Here is a 16,431-nt window from a genome sequence, read left to right as displayed (position 1 = left end):
AGGTGGGCCTGGGGAAAATCCCTACCCCCCGGTTGGACGCCTGCTTTGGCCCGCAAACCCGCCTTCCAAACGCGCACTCTTGGACAACCCGGAGACTCCCGACGACGGGAGTAGTGGCGATCACGCCCCGAAGGTGTTTCTCTCCCGCCTCATGGCGCGTTCCCTGCTGCTCTCGCTGCTCGTGCGGCAGCACCTCGCACTCAAGGAGAAGTTCCGAGCCCGCTACCCACACTGCTGGCTGGTGTGGGAGGCAGGGGTGTGGAACGTCCCGGAGAACAGCGAGCAGAACCACGGCACCACCCGGCTGCCCACCTCGGATCTCCGCGACTGCCTGCCCTCGGGAGATGCCATGTGCTTCGAGCTGGCGACGGCTCCGGGGCGAGAGGTGCTGTCGCTGGGAAGGGCCTCGCACAACGACTTCGTCATCAACGACGCCACGGTGTCACGCGAGCACCTGGTGCTCCACACCCAGCCAGACGGCCGGTGGATGGTGGAGGCGCTGGCCCAGGGAGGGCCGGCCATGCTCAGCGGCAAGCGGATGCGGCCCGGACAGAACCTGCTGCTGGAGTCCGGCATGCAGCTCCAGCTGGGCGACGTGCGGCTCACCTTCCACGATGCCGAGAGCTTCCACACCCGCATGGGCCACACGGCGGCGCTGATGCTCGCCCACCAGCGGGGCGGGACTCAGGAGACCCCGGCCTGAACGCCCGGGGCGTCCGGCCCCGCACTAGCGCACGGTGCCCAGCGTGGTGGGGCGCGGCTGGGGCGCGGTGGCCGCGTAGATGACACCGCCGGCGATCACCGCCACGGCGCCCGCTCCCGCCCATACCCACCACTTCTTCAACAGGCTGTCCCCGCCCTTCACCTCGGCCTCGGCCTGACCGGGCGCGCGAGCTCGGGGCGCAAGGGTGCGCCTGCCCTCACCCTGCTGGACCCGGCGCGCGGCGGTCGCCTCCGCCTGCGCCCGCAGCGCCGCGGCCTTCGCCTGATCCCTCGCCGTCTCCTCGCGCGTCAGGCGCCGCTCCTGCTCCTTGCGCACGGACTCCTCCACCTCCGCGATGAGCTCCTTCACCAGCGCGGCGTTGGACGGCTCCTCCTTCGAGAGCGTCAGGTAGCGTCGGTAGAAGAAGCCCGCGCGCTCGGGGCGGCCCAGCTGCCGGTGGCACTGGGCGATATTGAAGAGGAAGCCCGGCAGCGGCATCAGCCGGTACGCCTCGCTGTAGGCGTCCAGGGCCTTCTGGAACTCGCCCAGGTCATAGGCGAGGTTGCCCTCGGAGAATTTCGCACGGGCCTGGGACTCCACCTCGGAGCCCCCGTCCACGTTGGCAGCGCGCGCTGTCAGGGGCGACACGGCGAGCACCACCGCCACCAGCACCGGCAGCACGGAGCGATCAGCGAGCGAATGGATCAATGACGTCATCGCGCACTCCGGGATTCTGCTGACGGTGGACAGGGGTACGTGAGGGCTCCCGCGCCGCTGGGTGGCCCGGCTGCGGCGCCACCGCCGGGACAAGAGGAACCTCGAGGGTGGCAGACGAGTCGAGCCGTACCTCCTGCTCGCTCGGTGCGAAGCCGGCCAGCTCCACCCGAAGGCCCAGCGGATTGGCGGCCCGCGGCAGTTGCTTCACCAGCGGCGTCACTCCGAGCGCCTCGCCGGTGTCGGCTCGCACCACCCGCGCGCCCTCGGGCACCGAGTGCACGGTGAGGGTGACGGGCGCCAGCGCGGCCAGCTCTCCCGCCACGACCGGGGAGGCGCCACGATGCACGCCCCATGCGAGCGAGAGCCCCGCGACGGCCACGGCCACCACACCCGCGGCGATCAGCGGCCACGGGCGCCGCGCACCGAACAGGGCCGCGGGTACCGCCATGGGCTGCGTGGGCCGCTCATCTTCAGAGAGCACCGGGGAAGGCACCGACTCCGGCCCCGCCCCCACCAACAGCGCGGTAATGACCTCGGCGAGCTGCTGCGGCCGGTCCCCGGGCTCCTTGGCCAGGCAGCGCAAGGCGAGCTGTGCCAGCACCTGCGGCACCGGCTCTCCCGCCGGGGTGTGCGAGGGCAGCGGAGGCGGCGGCTCGGTGAGGATCTTCACCATGAGCTGGCCGAAATTGGACGCTTGGAACGGCGGCTGCCCGCTGAGCAGCTCGTAGAGGACGGTGCCCACCGCGTAGATGTCCGCGCGGTGATCCACCGGGAGGCCCGCCGCCTGCTCCGGCGACATGTACGTGGGCGTGCCAATGATGGTGCCGTCCAGCGTCCCACTGGTGCCCTCGGCGGTGAGCAGCTTGGCCACCCCGAAGTCGAGCACCTTCACGAAGTCCTGCTGCCCGCCCTTGTGGGTGACGAAGAGGTTGTCCGGCTTGATGTCCCGGTGCACGACCCCGAGCCGGTGTGCCGCGCTCAGGGCCGCGCACACCTGCACCAGGATGCGGCGGATGCGTGACACGGAGAGCCGCTCCTCCTTCAGGAGGGCGGAGAGGCTCTGCCCGCGCAACAGCTCCATCACGCAGTAAACATGCCCCTGCTGCTCATCTTCGATGAAGTCGAAGATCTCCACGATGTGCTCGTGGTTGATCTGATTGACGGCGCGCGCCTCCTGGAAGAAGCGCCGCACGAAGCCGCCATCATGGGCGAAGGCGGAGCGCAGCACCTTGAGGGCCACCTGGCGCCCGAGCCGTGTGTGGCGGGCCTGGAACACCTGGCCCATGGAGCCCTCGCCTAGCAGGCGCTCCAGTTGGTAGCTGCCGAGAATGGCGCCTTCCTGAAGCTCGCGGTCCGCGATTGTCGAACCGTCTGCGGCTTGGAAGCTGCCTGAGAGCACCGTGCCCGAGATGAGGTCGTCGCCGCGCATGGGCGGCAAAGCTTTTCATCCTCTCAATCCCCGGCAACCCACGTGTCCAACGTTGTCGCCAGGGTGACGACTCTTCTGTCCCACCCAAGGCGGCGGACGGCGCCAAGGAGCCATCAGTGGGAAGAGGCCCGCCCCGAGGGGCGAGCCCGCGCCCAGGAGTGCATCAACCGCACCCCCTCACGCGCAAGTACCGTTGCTCTGGCACTTTCCAGCGTTACCGTTGCTCCGGGTGCAGGTCGAGTTGGCGGGACAATCCACCTTGTCCGCGCAGTCGATCAAGGTGTCACCGTCGTTATCGGCGCGATCGGTGCAGGAGTTCTCCTTCTTCACCCCGCCCGAGCAGATGCAGTTGGTGCCACACGACTTGTTGTTGCAGTCGCTGTCCGCGCAGTCGATCGGCCCATCCCCATCGTTGTCGGTGACGTCGGTGCAGGTCGTCTCCGTCTTGACGCAGTTGACGAAGGCGCAGCCCGTGCCGCAGGTCCCACTGACGCAGTTGGCGTCCGAATTGCCGGAGACACAATCGATCCCGCCGTTGCCGTTGTTGTCCACGTTGTCATTGCACGTGGTCTCCAGCTTGTTTCCACCCGAGCACGTGCAACCGCCGCTGCTGCTGCACTCCTTGCCGTTGCAGTCGGAGTCCGCGCAGTCCGTGCCCTCGGTACCGTCGTTGTTGACGCCGTCGCTGCACACGATCTCCACGGCCTTGCCGCCCTGGCAGAGGCAGCCGGTGCCGCACGACTGGTTGGCGCAGTCCGGGTCCGCGCAGTCCGTGCCCTCGCGGCCGTCGTTGTTGAGGCCGTCGCCGCAAGCGATCTCCTTCTTGATGAAGCTCTCGCAGACACAGCCGGTGCCACACGACTTGTTGGAGCACCCCAAATCCGTGCAGTCGGTGTCACCATCCTTGTCGTTGTCGGCGCCGTCGCCGCACGCGACCTCGTCGAGCTGACGACCGGTGCAGATACAGTTCTTCTCGGTCTCGCCAGCCGCGCACGTGCGCAGCTGGTTGTCGCAGTCGGAGTCCGCGCAGTCCGCGCCCTCGTTGCGGTCGTTGTCGAGGCCGTCATCGCAGACCAGCTCGTTGGCCTTGCCGTTGTCGCAGAGGCAGCCAGTGCCGCACGACAGCTTGTCGCAATCGGGGTCCACGCAGTCCGTGCCCTCGGTGCCGTCGTTGTCGATTCCGTCATCGCAGACCAGCTCGCCGCGCGCCACGCAGGAGCCCGCGCTGCACCGCTGGGTCTCGACGTCGCAGGCCTTGCCGCACCCGCCACAGTGGGCGATGTCGGACTGGAAGTTGAAGTCCTCGTCCGCCTTGCCGTCGCAGTCGTCATCGAGGCCGTTGCACAGCTCGGCGGGAGGGTTGGCCAGGTTGTCCAGCTGGCCATCGCAGTTGTCGTCCTTGCCGTTGCACACCTCGGCGGTGGGCATGCAGCAGAAGCCGCGCTGGTTCGCGCGGGAGACACACACCGCGCCTTCGGCGGCGCAGTCTTCGGGCGCGTCACAGCTGAAGACGGCGTCGTCCGAAAGCTCCGGCACCCAACAGCCCGCGGCAGACAGCGCGAGCACCAGACAGCAAACGAGGGAAGAGAAGGACTTCATATTCAGAAGCTCCCGCCAATCACGAAGTGCAGCGCCGTGCTGCTGGTGCCCTTCCCGCTGGAAACGGGGGCCACCGAGGAGGACACCGGCTCGGAGCGTGCCGGGACGACGACGAGCCACAGCAGGCTGCCGCCCGCCACCGCGCCACCGCCCGCCATGAGCGCCGTGGAAAGCATCGACTGCTGCCGGAGGGCCAGGTACTCGGTGCGCGACAGGTCCATCACCCCGTCCCCGTTGGCGTCCTGGACCTTGCCCTGGAGGCCCATGCCCATGGCCACGCCCGCGCCCACCGCCGCCAGCCCCAGCACCGTGGTGTAGAAGGCGGGACGGCTGAAGAGGGAGGGGCCTCCGGAGGACTTGCTGCTCGACTTCTTCTTCTTCGCGCTCGCGACAGCGTCTGCCGGGGGGCCATCCGGCGCGGGCCCATTGAGCTCCAGCCGAGCCGCCACCTCCAGCGTCTCACCCGGGGCAAGCGTCAGCGTCTTCGTATAGGTGGAGTATTCGTCGGCCTCCACGAAGAGCTGCACCTCACCGGGCGGCAGCTTCACCTCGACATTGCCCACGCCCAGCATGCGCTCGCCCACGCGCACCACCGCCTGGGACACGTTGCTGGACACCTTGAGCATCGAGCGCGGCCTGGCCAGCTCCGTCACCCGCTTGGACAGCACGGTGCCCGCCTCGCGGATGAAGTTGCTGTCGGTCGGCTTGCGGCCCCGGACCACGTCCGTCTCCACCACGCCCCGGTCCCGGTCGTACGTCCACAGCCGCAGCGTCCAGCCTTCGTCCTCCAGCGCCAGACGCGCCGTGGTGAGCAGGTCCGCGTCGAGCGTCTCCGCCGGCCCGCTCAAGCACGAGGGCTCCTCGCAGCGCAGAGCGGACGCATAGTCCGACGCGAGCTGCTCCCGAGCTCCGGCGGGGTCAGAGACCTTCACCACCCGGCCGGTGCGCAGCGCCACCGACTGGAGCCAGCCCACCCACCGCTTCGCCGCCGCGGCACCAGCGCGCTCGGGCGTGTCCAACCCCACCAGTGCGAAGCGCGGCTGCAGGTCTGCCCCCGCGGTACCGCCGCTCAGGTCCAGGCCCAGGTTCCCAGCATCCTGCGGAGTGCCCTCACCAGAGTCCTCTGACTGCTCGTTGCTCTGGGTGCTCGAATCGCCGGACAGGTCCAGCCCGAGACCACCCTCCTGAGCCCTGGCGGGGCCGGAGGCCAGTGCGAGTGCCAGCAGGCCGGCCACATACACGACGGGGGTACGCATGGCCTCTGTTGTACCGCGAACAGAGCCCGCTGCGGAGCACCGCCAGCCCTTCAGCCCACCCTTGCCATGGGAGCAGGCATGTGACTGGTGGGCATCCAGCAGCCATGTGGCTTCCAGACACACCTCTGACTTCCCTGTGTAGAGGCGCTCTCGAGCCCCGGTGCCTGAGTCCGCGCATGGCAGACTCGAGCGAACGAGGTACCGCGCTCGGGCAGACCGGGCCGAGGAGGAGGCCACTGTGTCGAGCGATGGGGCGGAGTCGTCAGGCAGCGGTACGCAGCGGAGGGTGGCCGGGTATCTCGGCTCGCTGGCCTTTCACGTCAGCTACGTGACGCCCATCTTCTGGTTCGTGGAGCTGCTGCAGAACCAGCTCTACTGGAAGCTCACGGGCGAGCCCGGGTGGACCTATCCCCGCTCGCCCTACCACTGGTTCTCCTTCGAGAGCCTGGGACTGTGGGCAGGCTCGGTGGTCATCATCTGGTGCTTGAACTTCTTCTGGTTCCTGCGCCGGGACGTGGGACTGGTGAAGCGGATGGTGATTGCTGGAACGGTGTGCTGGGCGGGCGAGTGGCTGGCGGGCTTCGTCGCCGACCAGGTGTTTCACCTCCCCCTGCAGGTGTGGACGAACGCACCGCTCGTCTACGTGAAGTTCAGCGCGCTCTTCTTCTGGTGGTGGGACGTGCTGCTGTACCAGTTGTTGACCGTCGACATCGCGAGCCTGGGCCGTCCTGCCCAGGTGACGCCGGAGTCCAACGGGAGCGCGCCTCTTCGTCACTCCGGTAGCCAGTAGAGGCTGCGCCGCGTGCGGAGGACCTGCGCCAGGAACTCCGAGAACGAGCTGGCGATCTGCGTGCGGTATTCCGGGTCGGGCCAGGTCTCATGGTCTCCATCCATGAGTGGATATCGCCCGTCTACCTGGCGGCTCACGTCCAGAACGACATAGTTGCCATCACGCACGTAGCAGAGCGCATACATTGAGGCGGGGCCCCACTTGTCATCATCTTCGCGACGAATGGCTACCCGCGCCCGGATGATCTTCGACAAGGGTAGAAGCTTATAAGGTGAATCCTGCCATCGAATGAGTGATGCCCCATTGCAGTGCAGGTAGAAGGCGCGCAGATCCGGATCCAACTTCCAGCCCACCCGGCGCTCGAATTCTTCGATTTCCTCGGGGGTGGCAGGAGGCTGCGGAAAGTGCTCGCGGGAGACCTCTTCGAGCAAGCTGCTCATGGACGTGTTCATCGTCAGGTGTCCGTGTAGGGCAGGTCAGGTCCAACTGTATTCCAGGGCGCCTGACCAGCGTAGCAGCCGGGGTACTGCCTGCCGTACTCGTCGTGTACGTTGGGTCCAACGGGAATGATGTTGTTGGGGTCGACCGGATCGCCGCCATGCCAGAGGTCCCGGATGTGATGGCCCGGCCAGGACACGTCCCCTTCCTCGGGCCACTCCCCGAACCGCTTGCTCCACTTCTGCCGGAAGGATTCTCGAATGCCATCCCACTTCTTGCGCTCAACTTCCTTCTTCGCTTTTGGCAGCGTCGGGTAGTCACAGCAACAGTGATAGATGCCGTAGCGGCTCCCAGCCTTGACGGGGACGGGCAGGAGGACGAGGCTTCCCTCCCAGTCGAACTTGAAGTCGGCCAGCCACATGCAGCCCTTGAGCGGAAGGAGCTCCCGGGCACACTCCGTCTGGCAGCTGTTCATGAATTCCCGTCTGCATTGCCAGGGGCCATAGAAGAGCGTCGTCTTCATGCGCCCGCCCGACACGTTCAACCAGGGCAGTTCCTTCTTCACCGCGGGCGTGGCTCCTGGCGAGGGCGTAAGGCCCATGCCTTCCGGTCCGGACCCGCCCGTTCCTCGAGTCGTCGCGCAGCCTGTGAGGAGCACCAGAGAGGACGAGGGAGGAGTTGGAGGCAGTGGCCAGACGCTTCGGCAAGGCGTTGGGAGGAGTGGGACTGCGAGTGCTGGTGACGGTGGCGGGAGCGAAGCTGGCGCGGGGGCTGCCGGAGGTGCCGAACGGAGGGCTGTGGGCGAAGCTGTCGCCGCCGCGCTTCGCCCTGGCTGGAGGAGGGACGAGGGGAAGCGTGAGGGTGGTGGCAGGGACGAGGGCGCAGGTGAACGTGGCGGACGGGACGGTCGTGCTGATGGGGGTGACGGCGAATACGGCGGCGGCGGCGGTGACGTCGGCGGTGAGCACGGCCAGAACGACTGGGGCGTGTACGGAGTCGAAGCAAGACGGCCACCATCGCCACCACCTGTGTACCAACAAGAATGACCTATCAGAGAACAACGGCGGCCCCTGGACGCCCCGGTTCGAGGAGTTCTTCGAACGAGCGGGGATGAGCCTGGATGACCCGGCGAACATCATCTACCTGCGAGACCACAAGGGGCCCCATCCCGAGGCGTACCATCGCGAGGTTTTCAAGCGATTGAATGATGAGCTGAGGGGTTGTCGGCCTCAAGCCAATTGTCGAGATAGGCTTGTGGATGAACTCGACAAGATTGCAGGGGAAGTCTGTACGCCGGGCTCCACACTCAACAGGCTTGCTACGAGGAAGCCATGACCGCACAGATGAAGTATTACGAGATGTATGATGACGTCTACATCCCTGGGCGTTGGCATTTGAGGTTTCCTCTCTTCAAGGATGGTGAGAATGAACTCGGGCGTGAGGACGATGACGAGCGCGAGCTGTTCGACACCTGGCGATTCAGCGAGGGTCGAGTCCTGGAGATCGAGAGGCCGATCCGCTTGTCCGTGAAGCCGGCGGGTGTCGCGCTCGAATACACGGAGGCCATGGGGATTCCCATCGTCCACCGGCGGGTCGTCTCGCTCTTCGAGCGTCTGGGGCTCCAGAAAGAGGTGCAGTTCATTCCCGTGGAGGTGGAGGGACAGACGGAGCCCTGGTTCATCCTCAATGCCCTGCAAGTCATCCGCTGCATCGATGACGCCCGGTGTGAAGAAGTGTTCTACCGGCTACCAGAGCACGGCGATCCTTCCAGGGTGGGCCAATACAAGAACGTTCGAGGGCTGAAGGTGGACCCGGAGAAGGTGGGGAGCGCCAACATCTTCCGCACCTGGGGCTGGCTGGTGGTCCTCATCGTCTCCGAGCGCGTCAAGTCGGCCATGGAGCAAGAGGGCATCACTGGCATCAAGTTCATCGAAGTCTGAAAAGTGCGAACCTCGAACTTACCGCCCTGCATTCGAAGCGCTGGAGGAGCCGGACATGCAGACAAGAGTCATTCATGCCCTCTACGTGTTGCTGCTGGGGGGGCTTGCACTGGGGGCCACGGCGGCGGGAGCCGAGGAGAAGCTGCCAGTGCTGGAGCCAGTGGGGGTGAGCGGGTACCAGGGGGATGAAGGGCAAGGGCTGAGGCTGACGTTCAAGAGGTTGAGGCCGAACCCGGCACTGGCGCTGTGGACGGTGGGAGAGGCGAGAGAGGTGGTGGAGACGCTGGAGGAGGAATTCCAGCAGACGGGCAGGAGGCTGGAGGAGAAGCCGCACCCGGCAACCCTGGTGGGAATGCTGGGAATACTGCCAGTCGATGCGAGGTCGTCGTCCCTGGAGAGGAGGGTGAGAGAGGAGTACGAGGCGTTGCTGGGACCAGCGCTGGTGGAACTGCCAGGGACACTGGAAAGTGCGAAATGGTTTCAGGCGCTGAAGCTCTCGCCGAACTACATGGGAGAGGGGGTAAGGGAGGCGGCGCTGGAGCTGTTCAGCTCGCCGACGGTGCTGCTGTCGGTGGGGCTGTCGATGATGCTGTATGCGCTGGCCTGGGCGGCACCGGAGCCAGTGTTCTCCAAGGCGTTTGCGGGAGCTGTGACCCTAGGGCTGCTGCTGACGTATAGCGCGGCGGAACTCTACAACGTGGGGCAGGCGTGCCTGAAGCTGTACCAGGAGGCGGAGGCGGCGAGGACGAGGGAGGAGTTGGAGGCGGTGGCCAGACGCTTCGGCAAGGCGTTGGGAGGAGTGGGACTGCGAGTGCTGGTGACGGTGGCGGGAGCGAAGCTGGCGCGGGGGCTGCCGGAGGTGCCGAACGGAGGGCTGTGGGCGAAGCTGTCGCCGCCGCGCTTCGCCCTGGCTGGAGGAGGACCGAGGGGAAGCGTGAGGGTGGTGGCGGGGACGAGGGCACAGGTGAACGTGGCGGACGGGACGGTCGTGCTGATGGGGGTGACGGCGAATACGGCGACGGCGGCGGTGAGCGCGGCGCGGACGACTGGGGCGTGTACGGAGTCGAAGCAGGACGGCCACCAGCGCCACCACCTGTGTACCAACAAGAATGACATATCAGAGAACAACGGTGGCCCCTGGACGCCGGACTTCGAAATACTCTTCAAAAAGGCGGGGATGAGCCTGGATGACCCGGCGAACATCGTCTACCTGCGAGACCACAAGGGGCCCCATCCCAAGGAGTACCACAGCGAGATTTTCGAGCGGCTGAATGACGAGATTAAAACCTGTAGGACCCGCGCCGAGTGTCAAGCGAAACTCGTGGATGAGCTCGACAGGATTGCAGGTGAAGTATGTACGCCGGGCTCCAAACTCAACAAGTTGGCTACGAGGAAGCCATGACCAGACAGGCAAGGTATTACAAAATAAATGACAACAAATACGTCCCAGGGCGTTGGCATTTGAGGTTTCCTCTCTTCAAGGATGGTGAGGATGAGGTCGGGCGTGAGGACGATGACGAGCGCGAGCTGTTCGACACCTGGCGATTCACCGAGGGGCGAGTCCTGGAAATCGAGAGGCCGATCCGCTTATCCATGAAGCCGGCGGGTGTCGCGCTCGACTACACGGAGACCATAGGGATTCCCATCGTCCACCGGCGGGTCGTCTCGCTCTTCGAGCGTCTGGGGCTCCAGAAAGAGGTGCAGTTCATTCCCGTGGAGGTGGAAGGACAGACGGAGCCCTGGTTCATCCTCAATGCCCTGCAAGTCATCCGGTGCATTGATGACGCCCGGTGTGAAGAAGTGTTCTACCGGCTACCGGAGCACGGCGATCCTTCCAGGGTGGGCCAATACAAGAACGTTCGAGGGCTGAAGGTAGACCCGGAGAAGGTGGGGAGCGCCAACATCTTCCGCACCTGGGGCTGGCTGGTGGTCCTCATCGTCTCCGAGCGCGTCAAGTCGGCCATGGAGCAAGAGGGCATCACCGGCATTAGCTTCATCGAAGTCTGAAGCGCCGGACCCACCATTTCCAGTGAGTGCAAAACGTCCAAGCGTCAAGGGACAGGGCCGGGAGCGCCTCGGAGGTGCCGGGGGACGCCGAGTACCTTCATGCACTTCGCGGCCAGCGGGAGGATCTCTGGGGGCGTTGCCCACGACATGACGGCCTCGCGGAAGGTCAGGAATGCGGGCAGAGCGCGCCGGGCAACCTCCATGTCCTCACGGGAGGGGCTGGAGGGCTGGTCGAAGTCCGAAATGGCGAAGTCCACCCGTGCGACGAGCAGGTGAGTGGGGAAAGCCCCTCCGTATCGCTCGCGCTCGAGGATTCCCGAATAGAACAGCGGCGTGGCCACGGAGTAGAGGGCGTGCAGGGCGTCGGCCACATGAGGACCGCACCGCGCGAAGCCGGTGAGGTCGGGGGCTTTCACTGGCGAGGGCCAGCCTGACTCCCCAGGGAGTCCTCGTGCCCGGAGAGCCTTCTCGAGCGCCTCCGTCCACGCCGTGGGCCGCACGGGCGAAGGGGCCTCCGCGAGAAGCCACTCGTCGGTCACTCGTCCCTCCGCGCGGGCGAGCGCGAACTCCACCGCGAACGCGGCCTCACGCAGCAGAATACAGGCGACATTGAAGTGCGAGGCGAAGGTCGCGGGCGAGGTGCTGGCCTGCTCGGGATTGCCGGGGAGGGCGAGGCGCCGCAAGCAAGACACCGCCACGCGAAGCTGTCTGTCCAGCACGTCCCACTCCGAGCGGGAGGGACGTGTGCGCCGCGCGTGTGCGAGCGAGGCCCAGGCCCGGAGGGTGACGGCGTGCAGTTCCGGAAGACTGGAGACATGGTGGATCCAGTTCAAGGGGCGGAGCTGACGCATGGCGTATCTCCCAGCTTGCGGAGCACCACGGTCGCCGCGGAGTTGCTCCGGGGGAATGGCGGCGGTGGCGGCGAGAAGTCTCTTCAAGAAATCGTTCATGTGCGGGGTCCTCTTCAGCTCATGGAAAGGTCACCTGGCCGAGGGTGACGAGCCGTGTCCCCGTCTCGTCCCACAGCTTGAGGGTGAAGGTGTCCCGGGCTTCCCGGGCCGTCAGCTCCGTCTCCACCACGACCAGTTCCGACTCCCCCGCGCCCGGCAGGATGGGGGCGGACTGCCAGAGCACCCGCACGGGCTTCACCTCCTGGCCCTTGCCCACCAGCACCGCCTCCCTGGCCGTCCAGGGCCGCACGCCGGGATTCGTCAGCCTCATGGCCACGGCCACGCGCACCCCTTGCGACTCCCCCTCACCGCTCGTGGTGATGGAGCGGAAGCTGATGACCGTCTCGGCGAGAAGGGCATCGCCCGGTGCCTGGGTGACCTCCTTCTCCAACGAGCGGGCCACGACACCCTGCGCCTCCTTACTCACCGTCATCAACCCGCTGGCGATCAGCCCCGCGATGCCACCGGGCCCATTCTCCGCCCGCCTCCGCTCCAACTCCTGACCGAGCCGCCAGGACCTCGCACGCTCCTCCAGGTTCTCCCGCTGCAAGCCCTCCACGGTGCGCTTGTCGCGGAACACCTCCACCTGCCGTGCACCGAATGCCGGATGGCCCACGAGGATGAAGGTGGCACGCTCCGGGGCCGCTCCGTCCGCGAAGCGAACCACCACCCTGAACCGCTCCCCGGCCTGGATGTCCGCCGGGGGAAGGACGGTGAAGCTGCGCGTCCCTGGCGTCAGGTCCTCGAAGCGCCCGCGGTCTTGCAACTCCACCGCCCCGGACACCAGGGGTGAGTCGAAGCGGAAGGTGGTGGGCAATTCCAGGCTGATGCACACCTCCCGCGCGCCGCCGCCAGACCCGGCTGACAGCTCGATACGGGATGCGCACGCATCAACGTCCGGGAGGAGCGGCTGGGCTGTGACGCTGGTCGCCACGGGGAGCAGCAGCGCCAGGAGGGCGGCGGGGGACGAGACGGACACGGAGCGAGGACCTCTCTCGAGACGGGGAAGAGACCGGAAACGTGGTCCCTAGCATACCTTCCCGTCCGGTAGGGTACAGACGTCGTAGCCCACCGGGCCCCAGCCCCGCCCTAATCGAAGCGGCGTACCGCCTCCACCTCCAGGCGGGACCAGAGGAGCACGTGGTCCGCCGTGCTGCCTGGCTCCATCTCGACGCCGAGCTTGTCCCCCTCAAACACCTGCATGCACACCTTGAACGTGTCCCCCGAGGGCAGGCGGGCCTCGGTGAAGCGGCCATAGACGCGGCCCTCCCCGAAGTAGAACTGGCCGGTGAGCACGGTGCCCTTCGGCAATGACTTGTGCGCTTCTCCCCCATAGGGAGGACCGGCCGTGACCGAGACGAGACCCTCCCGAACGGGGAGGCGCTTCTGCGCTCCGATCTCGGCGAGTTCCAAATTCCGCAGCTTCCGCCCGATGGGAATGCCAAGCGTGTCCGTCATGGCCTTGACGGCCTCCGCGGGGCACTCCTGGGGTGGAGGCCTCGGGCTCACGGGAATCGCCTGCTGCGCGCTGACACAGGCTTGAAAGGCAACACCAACGAGGCCCGCACATGCACCGCGCACGGCGGCCGTCCCGCTCTTCGTGTTGTCCTTCTGCGAGATGGGAGTCTTCTGCTTCTTCACAGGGGCGTCGTCCTTCGGTGACACCGCCAGCGGGGCGGCGGCCGCAGGGGTGTCCTCCACGGGGGTCGGGGTTGCGGCCCGCTCAATCTCCAGTGGTGACCAGGGAGGCGCCACTTCCTGTCCGGAGATCGGCTGGCGCGTGGGATGGGAGGCGGACAACACCTCGGGTGGAGGCGGCTCGACTCGGGCCCGAGGACCGAGCCCCTCCGCCAGCAGGAGTACTCCGCCGAGCCCCAGCAGCCCGCCCAGCACAAAGCCCACCCTTCGCCGCGCAACCGTCCGCGCCGGCTCCGGGGTGACGCGTCCAGCCTGCTCCAGCTCCGGGGCGGACTGGCCCCGAGCCCGTCCGCGCCGTCCCCGCCGGGGCGGGTGGAAGGGAGGGAGCGGCGGGGGAATGACGAGCTTGGGTGGCGGAGGCGTCACGGGTCGGGTGGGCCACGCCGGGCGGCGGATGCGCCGCTGGGGTTTGTCCCCCTCCTTCTCCGGCGCCACCGCCTCCCAATCGAAGATGGCCGCATCCCACTGCTTCGGGTCGCCAAAGGCCACCGCCGCCACCAGGGCCTCGTTCAGCTCCCGACCGCTCTGGTAGCGCTCCTCCGGCTTCTTCGCCAGCAGGCGCATGATGAGGTCGCTCAACGCCCGGGGCACCCGGCGGTTGAAGTCACGAGGCGCGGGGGGCCGCTGGTGCACGATGGCGTCTTGCGCCAGGTCCGGCATCGCCTCGGGAAAAGGGTAGTGCCCGGTGACGGCCCGGTAGAGGCATATGCCCAGCGCGTAGAGGTCATCGGTGCGCTGGAAGGGGTAGTGAGCCCCGCGGTCCTTGTGGTTGCGCCACAGGAAGCGGACCGCCTCCGGACTGCGCATCTGCAAGGTGCCCGGCGGGAGCGTACCGCTGGTGAGTGGAATGGCCCCCTCGTACCAGGCCGCGCCGAAGTCGAGCAGCACCGGCTCCCCGTCCGGCTCGCGGATGATGATGTGCTCGGGCTTGAGGTCGCGGTGGAAGACGCCCCGCTCGTGCAGGGCCCCCATGGCCAGGGCAACCTTCCCGCCCACCTTCGCGAGCTCCCGGAAGGTGGAGCCCACCGTCTCGGCCCACAGGTGCAGAGGCGAGCCGGGCACCCAATCCATGACGATGCCGAGGAGTCCGTCTTTCGGATGGGGCCAGCGCGCGCAACCATGGAAGCGCACCACGTTGGGGTGCACCGCCCTGGTCATCATCAGCACCACCTCGCGCTCGGCGCGCTCGTCCCCCGCGTGTAGCGCCAGCTTGAGGACGCAGAAGTCGCCGGGACGGGCCATGTCCTCCACCCGGTAGGCAGCGCCATAACCACCCACGCCCAGCCGCTCCACCACGCGCCAGCTCCCCACCTCCGTCCCCGGCGCCAGCGCATCCGGGTACACCGTTACTCCCTCTTGGTTGGTGAACATCGGGCCCGCTCCCGCTTCCAGGGTGCTGGGAACGTAACCTAGCAAGTCACGGCCGGGTCTGACTCAAAAACCACCTCCGCCGTCAGCTCACCCGCTCGGGCCTAGCGCTCGGGCCTAGCGCTCGGACGCCTCGCGAACGAGCCATTCACGAAACGCCACCAGCTTCGGGAGCGTGGCGCACTCGGGCCGGTAGACGACGTAGTAGGCGAGCACGGAAGGGAACTCCACCTCCGGGAACAGGCGCACCAGCCGCCCGGCCGCCAGGTCGTCATGCGCCATGATGCTGCGGGCCAGCGCCACGCCCTGCCCGTCGATTGCCGCCTGCAGCACCGCGGCGGAGTTGTTGATACGCAGGCCTCGCTTCGTCTCGACGTCCTTTGCGCCCGCCTTCTCGAGCCAGGCATCCCACGTGGCGAATCCCGCGCGGGCATCCACGGACCGGTCGTGGATGAGTCGTAGGCCGCCCAGGTCCGACGGCCGACGCAGACGGCGGCTCTGCGGCAGGAGCGCAGGCGAGCAGACGGGATAGACCTCCTCGTCGAAGAGCTTGTCGGCGATCAGCCCGGGCCAGACCCCAGCTCCGTAGCGCACGCCGATATCCACCCCGCGCGCGGCGAAGTCGAGCAACTCGGTGGACGCGTCGAGCCGCACGTCCAGCTCCGGCCATGCGGCCTGGAACCGCTCGAGGCGCGGCAGGAGCCACTTGGCCGCGAAGGCGGGGCTGACCGTCACGGTCAGCACACCTGCCGACGAGCTCTCCTTCAACCGCGCGACGCCGACGCTCAGCCGCTCGAACCCCGCGCGGATTTCCGGCAGCGCCCGCTGGGCCGCTTCGGTGAGGACCAGCCGCTTCCGTCCGCTCGTGCCCCGGTGAAACAGCGGTAGGCCGAGCGCCTCCTCGAGGCTTCGCACGAGTTGTCCGACCGCCGCCGGGGTCACGTGAAGCTCGGCGGCCGCGGCGGAGAAGCTCTCGTGCCTGGCACTCGCCTCGAAGGCACGCAGGGCGTTGAGGTATTCGGGCGCGCTCATGGGCGGTCAGATTTCCTTTGCCGGGAGCCAAGAACATCTCGTTTGCGGCGGCGGGTACTCAGCAGCATGAATTCCTCGTCGGCCCTCGGTGAGAGGAGCCCGACCTGCCGTCCCCGGCTCGTATCGGAGCCGAAGACTGCCGTCGAAGCTGCCCCTGCGGGATAGCTCATCTTACACGCAGTACAGACGTCAAAATGGAGGAAACCCATGGTCTACCTGCAAATCACTCTGCAGATTTCTCCCGCCAACCGGCCCGCGGCTGCGGGCGTGTACCAGCACTACAAGGCGCCATTCCTCGAGACGATCGCCGGCGCGAAGTCGAAGGAGTTGCTCGTCCGTGACGAGGACGTGCAGGTGCTCCACGGGTTCGACACGGCGCAGCAGGCCAGCGCCTACCTCGAGAGCGACCTGTTCACCGCCGATGTTGTGAACGCGTTGAAGCCGCTCCTCGACGCCGCCCCGAACGTCCGAATCTATCAGGCCGCCTGAGGCTTTCCGTGTCGG

At 67.1% G+C, this 16,431-nt stretch carries 16 protein-coding genes and 1 pseudogene; 7 read left to right on the top strand and 10 right to left on the bottom strand.

The genetic code is table 11. From position 1 onward, the window contains the following. The first annotated feature begins 151 nt into the window (after positions 1-151). On the top strand, positions 152-703 hold the full coding sequence (locus tag OV287_RS06825; RefSeq protein ID WP_267533173.1) for an FHA domain-containing protein: 552 nt from the start codon (positions 152-154) through the stop codon (positions 701-703). 24 nt (positions 704-727) lie between these two features. Here OV287_RS06825 and OV287_RS06820 read toward each other — a convergent pair whose 3' ends face one another. The 4 genes from OV287_RS06820 to OV287_RS06805 all read right to left on the bottom strand — a co-directional run bounded on the left by OV287_RS06820 (position 728) and on the right by OV287_RS06805 (position 5,704). Next, positions 728-1,420: a tetratricopeptide repeat protein gene (locus OV287_RS06820; RefSeq protein WP_267533172.1), complete on the bottom strand. Its 693-nt coding sequence runs from the start codon at positions 1,418-1,420 to the stop codon at positions 728-730. Further along, positions 1,392-2,849, bottom strand: coding sequence for a serine/threonine-protein kinase (locus OV287_RS06815; RefSeq protein WP_267533171.1), 1,458 nt, complete (start codon positions 2,847-2,849; stop codon positions 1,392-1,394). Before OV287_RS06815 ends, OV287_RS06820 begins: the two co-directional genes overlap by 29 nt. Positions 2,850-3,026: 177 nt before the next feature. Next, on the bottom strand, positions 3,027-4,448 hold the full coding sequence (locus OV287_RS06810) for a MopE-related protein (RefSeq protein WP_267533170.1): 1,422 nt from the start codon (positions 4,446-4,448) through the stop codon (positions 3,027-3,029). Positions 4,449-4,450: 2 nt separating this feature from the next. Further along, on the bottom strand, positions 4,451-5,704 hold the full coding sequence (locus OV287_RS06805; RefSeq protein ID WP_267533169.1) for a PEGA domain-containing protein: 1,254 nt from the start codon (positions 5,702-5,704) through the stop codon (positions 4,451-4,453). A 238-nt stretch (positions 5,705-5,942) separates the two neighbouring features. Between OV287_RS06805 and OV287_RS06800 the strand changes: the two genes are divergently transcribed. Then, positions 5,943-6,494, top strand: coding sequence for a hypothetical protein (locus OV287_RS06800; RefSeq protein ID WP_267533168.1), 552 nt, complete (start codon positions 5,943-5,945; stop codon positions 6,492-6,494). Here OV287_RS06800 and OV287_RS06795 read toward each other — a convergent pair. Continuing rightward, positions 6,476-6,946, bottom strand: a complete 471-nt coding sequence (locus tag OV287_RS06795; protein WP_267533167.1) for an SMI1/KNR4 family protein — start codon at positions 6,944-6,946, stop codon at positions 6,476-6,478. The genes OV287_RS06800 and OV287_RS06795 overlap by 19 nt on opposite strands. Before the next feature lie 2 nt (positions 6,947-6,948). Next, positions 6,949-7,497, bottom strand: coding sequence for a hypothetical protein (locus OV287_RS06790; protein ID WP_267533166.1), 549 nt, complete (start codon positions 7,495-7,497; stop codon positions 6,949-6,951). A gap of 98 nt (positions 7,498-7,595) precedes the next feature. Here OV287_RS06790 and OV287_RS06785 point away from each other — a divergent pair. The 4 genes and pseudogenes from OV287_RS06785 to OV287_RS06770 all read left to right on the top strand — a co-directional run. After that, positions 7,596-8,267, top strand: a pseudogene (locus tag OV287_RS06785) (AHH domain-containing protein); the annotation flags it as partial. Next, the gene (locus tag OV287_RS06780) at positions 8,264-8,872 is read left to right on the top strand and encodes an imm11 family protein (RefSeq protein WP_267533164.1); all 609 of its coding nucleotides are present in this window, start codon (positions 8,264-8,266) and stop codon (positions 8,870-8,872) included. The pseudogene OV287_RS06785 and the gene OV287_RS06780, both read left to right, overlap by 4 nt. Before the next feature lie 55 nt (positions 8,873-8,927). Further along, positions 8,928-10,274 (top strand): AHH domain-containing protein, encoded by a 1,347-nt coding sequence (locus OV287_RS06775; RefSeq protein ID WP_267533163.1) that lies wholly within the window; start codon positions 8,928-8,930, stop codon positions 10,272-10,274. Between the two features lie 59 nt (positions 10,275-10,333). Then, the gene (locus OV287_RS06770) at positions 10,334-10,879 is read left to right on the top strand and encodes an imm11 family protein (protein WP_267533162.1); all 546 of its coding nucleotides are present in this window, start codon (positions 10,334-10,336) and stop codon (positions 10,877-10,879) included. A gap of 44 nt (positions 10,880-10,923) precedes the next feature. Here the strand turns inward: OV287_RS06770 and OV287_RS06765 are convergent, their stop codons facing one another. From OV287_RS06765 to gcvA, 4 genes are all read right to left on the bottom strand, one after another. After that, positions 10,924-11,730 carry a hypothetical protein gene (locus OV287_RS06765; RefSeq protein WP_267533161.1) on the bottom strand — a complete coding sequence of 269 codons (807 nt, stop codon included), beginning with the start codon at positions 11,728-11,730 and terminating at the stop codon, positions 10,924-10,926. A gap of 118 nt (positions 11,731-11,848) precedes the next feature. Then, entirely contained in the window at positions 11,849-12,808 is a 960-nt protein-coding gene (locus OV287_RS06760) for a DUF2381 family protein (RefSeq protein ID WP_267533160.1), read from the bottom strand. A 110-nt stretch (positions 12,809-12,918) separates the two neighbouring features. After that, positions 12,919-14,898 carry a serine/threonine protein kinase gene (locus OV287_RS06755; RefSeq protein WP_267533159.1) on the bottom strand — a complete coding sequence of 660 codons (1,980 nt, stop codon included), beginning with the start codon at positions 14,896-14,898 and terminating at the stop codon, positions 12,919-12,921. 114 nt (positions 14,899-15,012) lie between these two features. Further along, positions 15,013-15,927, bottom strand: a complete 915-nt coding sequence (gene gcvA / locus OV287_RS06750) for a transcriptional regulator GcvA (protein ID WP_267533158.1) — start codon at positions 15,925-15,927, stop codon at positions 15,013-15,015. A gap of 207 nt (positions 15,928-16,134) precedes the next feature. On the opposite strand from gcvA, the gene OV287_RS06745 reads away from it, so the two are divergent. After that, positions 16,135-16,416: a hypothetical protein gene (locus OV287_RS06745; RefSeq protein ID WP_267533157.1), complete on the top strand. Its 282-nt coding sequence runs from the start codon at positions 16,135-16,137 to the stop codon at positions 16,414-16,416. Positions 16,417-16,431 lie beyond the last annotated feature (15 nt).

The sequence above is a fragment of the Archangium lansingense genome (assembly GCF_026626635.1).
GTDB classification, from domain to species: Bacteria; Myxococcota; Myxococcia; order Myxococcales; family Myxococcaceae; genus Archangium; species Archangium lansingense.
The sequence above is the reverse complement of the archived record's forward strand: the minus strand, read 5'-3'. Positions and strand labels throughout refer to the sequence as shown.

Coding starts and splice junctions, on each gene's coding strand:
- OV287_RS06745 (WP_267533157.1), top strand. CDS start 16,135: ATGGTCTACCTGCAAATCACTCTGCAGATTTCTCCCGCCAACCGGCCC.
- OV287_RS06780 (WP_267533164.1), top strand. CDS start 8,264: ATGACCGCACAGATGAAGTATTACGAGATGTATGATGACGTCTACATC.
- OV287_RS06810 (WP_267533170.1), bottom strand. CDS start 4,448: ATGAAGTCCTTCTCTTCCCTCGTTTGCTGTCTGGTGCTCGCGCTGTCT.
- OV287_RS06755 (WP_267533159.1), bottom strand. CDS start 14,898: ATGTTCACCAACCAAGAGGGAGTAACGGTGTACCCGGATGCGCTGGCG.
- gcvA (WP_267533158.1), bottom strand. CDS start 15,927: ATGAGCGCGCCCGAATACCTCAACGCCCTGCGTGCCTTCGAGGCGAGT.
- OV287_RS06820 (WP_267533172.1), bottom strand. CDS start 1,420: ATGACGTCATTGATCCATTCGCTCGCTGATCGCTCCGTGCTGCCGGTG.
- OV287_RS06805 (WP_267533169.1), bottom strand. CDS start 5,704: ATGCGTACCCCCGTCGTGTATGTGGCCGGCCTGCTGGCACTCGCACTG.
- OV287_RS06795 (WP_267533167.1), bottom strand. CDS start 6,946: ATGAACACGTCCATGAGCAGCTTGCTCGAAGAGGTCTCCCGCGAGCAC.
- OV287_RS06815 (WP_267533171.1), bottom strand. CDS start 2,849: ATGCGCGGCGACGACCTCATCTCGGGCACGGTGCTCTCAGGCAGCTTC.
- OV287_RS06765 (WP_267533161.1), bottom strand. CDS start 11,730: ATGCGTCAGCTCCGCCCCTTGAACTGGATCCACCATGTCTCCAGTCTT.
- OV287_RS06775 (WP_267533163.1), top strand. CDS start 8,928: ATGCAGACAAGAGTCATTCATGCCCTCTACGTGTTGCTGCTGGGGGGG.
- OV287_RS06825 (WP_267533173.1), top strand. CDS start 152: ATGGCGCGTTCCCTGCTGCTCTCGCTGCTCGTGCGGCAGCACCTCGCA.